Genomic DNA, 2,306 nt, shown 5'->3' on the forward strand with positions numbered 1-2,306 from the left:
GCGTGCGGGATGATGTGGCTACTGTTCGTCACGATGGTGACGGCGATCATGGCAGGCCAAGGCGAAAAGGGACGCAGCGTGGGGGAGATGCTTCCCCTGCTCAAGCGGCACGAGATCCAGGTTTTGCTCGGCGCGGGCTTCAGCGCGAGCGATGTGGCGAAGCGGAGCGGCGTCTCGCTCGACAGCGTTCGGCGCGTTCGTCTCGAGACCGCGGTCGAGCACACCGACGATCGGGCCGAGCGCGCCGAGCGCAAGATCGGTCGCCCGTCGAAGGCGGCGCCGTTCACCGAGCGCGTCGCGGCTTGGCTCAAGGAGGAGCCGGAGCTGCCGACGCAGGAGCTCCTGCGCCGCGCGAAGGAGCACGGTTATCCCGGGAGCAAGACCGCGTTCTACGCCCTCGTTTCGGGCCTCCGGCCGCCTCGCGCCGCGCCGGTTGTCCGCTTCGAAGGACTGCCGGGTGAGTTTTCTCAGCACGACTTCGGCCAGGTCGACGTCAGCTTCGTGGACGGTCGCAAGAAGCGCGTGCACTTCTTCGCCTCGCGACTGAAGTACTCGCGCTTCGTCGCTGTCACGCTCGTCGACGACGAGCGCGTCGAGACCCTGGTCCGCTGCCTCGCGCGGGACTTCGTGACCTTCGGCGGCCTTCCTCTCCTGGCCGTCTTCGACCGCCCGAGGACCATCGTCTCGAAGAGCGGCAAAGGCCGCGACGTCGAGGCCTTCAATGCGACGTTCGCGCAGGCGATCGTCGACATCGGCGTCGGGGTCGAGATGTGCGCGCCCCGCAGCGGGAATCAAAAGGGCTCCGTCGAGCGGCTCGTCGGTTGGGTGAAGGGCTCGTTCTTTAAGCCGCGCAAGTTTCAAGACGAAGCCGACCTTCGAGCACAGCTCGTCGCGTGGCTCGCCGAGGGCAACACCAAGACGCCGTCGCGCGCGACCGGCGTGATTCCGGAAACGCGGCGGCGTGAAGAGCTCGCGCGGCTTCGACCGATCAAGGTGCTTCCGGAAAAGCTCGCGCTTCGCCTGCCGGTCTTCGTCGGCCCGACTGCCGAGGTCACGCTCGAAGGCGTCTCGTACTCGATGCCGGCGGAGGCGACACACGTCGCCGGGACCGTCTTCCTCTACGAAGATCGTCTGCGGATCGTCGCGGGCCGATTCCAGGCGGACCACCGACGTCGCACCAAGGACGAGCCTCCGGCGCCGCTGCCCGAGCACCGCGCCTCGAAGATCGCCGCGGTGCACGGCGCCCGCGCGAAGCTCTATCAAAAGCGGCAAGTGTTGCTCGATCTCGGCCCCGACGCCCTCGCCCTCCTCACCGAGATCGTTCACCACGAGCCGCGCCGCTCGAAGCACGCGGTGGAGGAGCTCTATGCGCTGCTCGCCGAGCATGGCGACGACGCGCTCCGCGACGCCATCGGTCGCGCTGTCGCGCGCGACACGCTCACGGTCGCCGCCGTCCGACGTGCCATCTGTCGGCGAGGCGGAGGTGCAGCATGACCGTCGAGCTCGACGTCTTCCTCAAGCGGCTGCACCTCGCCAATGCGCGCCGCATCTGGCGCGATCTCATCGTCCGCGCCGAGAAGGAGCAATGGTCGCACGGCGCGCTGCTCGAGAAACTCTTTGCCGAAGAGGTCGCCCACCGACGCGGCACGCGGCTGACGCGCGCCGTCCGCGCCGCGAAGTTTCCCTTCCTCCGGACGGTCGAAGAGTTCGAGTTCACCTACCAGTCGACGCTCCGTTTGACGACGATCGGCTCGCTGCTCGCGCCCGACTTCGTGACCGAAGGCGGCTCGGTGATCCTCGAAGGAAAGCCCGGCCGCGGAAAGACGCACCTCGCGATCGCAATCGCCTATCGCGCCCTGCAAAACGGCTTCGACGCGCTGTTCACCACCGCCGCGGAGCTCATCGATCATCTCTCGGCCGCGAGCCGCGAAGGTCGGATGCGCGACGCACTCGTCGAGTACGTCCGACCTCACGTGCTCGTCGTCGACGAGGTCGGCTACCTCGCCTACGGCGACGACGCCGCCAACGTGCTCTACCACGTCGTCAACGACCGACACATCAAGCGCCGGTCGATGATCTTCACGACCAACAAGAACCCGAAGCGCTGGGGCGACGCCCTCCACGACGACGACCTCGCCGACGCCATCGTCGACCGCATCCTCGAACGCGGCCGCCTCCTCCGCCTCGACGGACCCTCCGTTCGAACCAAGCACTTGCCCGGCGACCTGCTCGCCGACGATGATCAACTCGACTCAACGAGCAGCAAATTTTCCGGAACGAAGGCCGCAGAGTTTCCGGAACCTACA

The 2,306-nt window shown here is 67.3% G+C and carries 2 protein-coding genes; both read left to right on the forward strand.

The window, feature by feature from the left end:
• Window positions 1–87: 87 nt before the first annotated feature.
• Window positions 88–1,494, forward strand: a complete 1,407-nt coding sequence (gene istA / locus VH914_16545) for an IS21 family transposase (GenBank protein ID HEX4492817.1) — start codon at window positions 88–90, stop codon at window positions 1,492–1,494.
• Window positions 1,491–2,306, forward strand: an 816-nt coding sequence (gene istB, locus VH914_16550; protein HEX4492818.1) for an IS21-like element helper ATPase IstB, incomplete at its 3' end; no start/stop codon positions are given. The genes istA and istB, both read left to right, overlap by 4 nt.

Source organism: Acidimicrobiia bacterium, from assembly GCA_036271555.1.
Classification (GTDB): Bacteria; Actinomycetota; Acidimicrobiia; order IMCC26256; family PALSA-610; genus DATBAK01.

What these genes read in the sequence shown, in the direction of transcription:
- istA (HEX4492817.1), top strand. Translation starts at nt 88, where the DNA reads ATGCTTCCCCTGCTCAAGCGGCACGAGATCCAGGTTTTGCTCGGCGCG.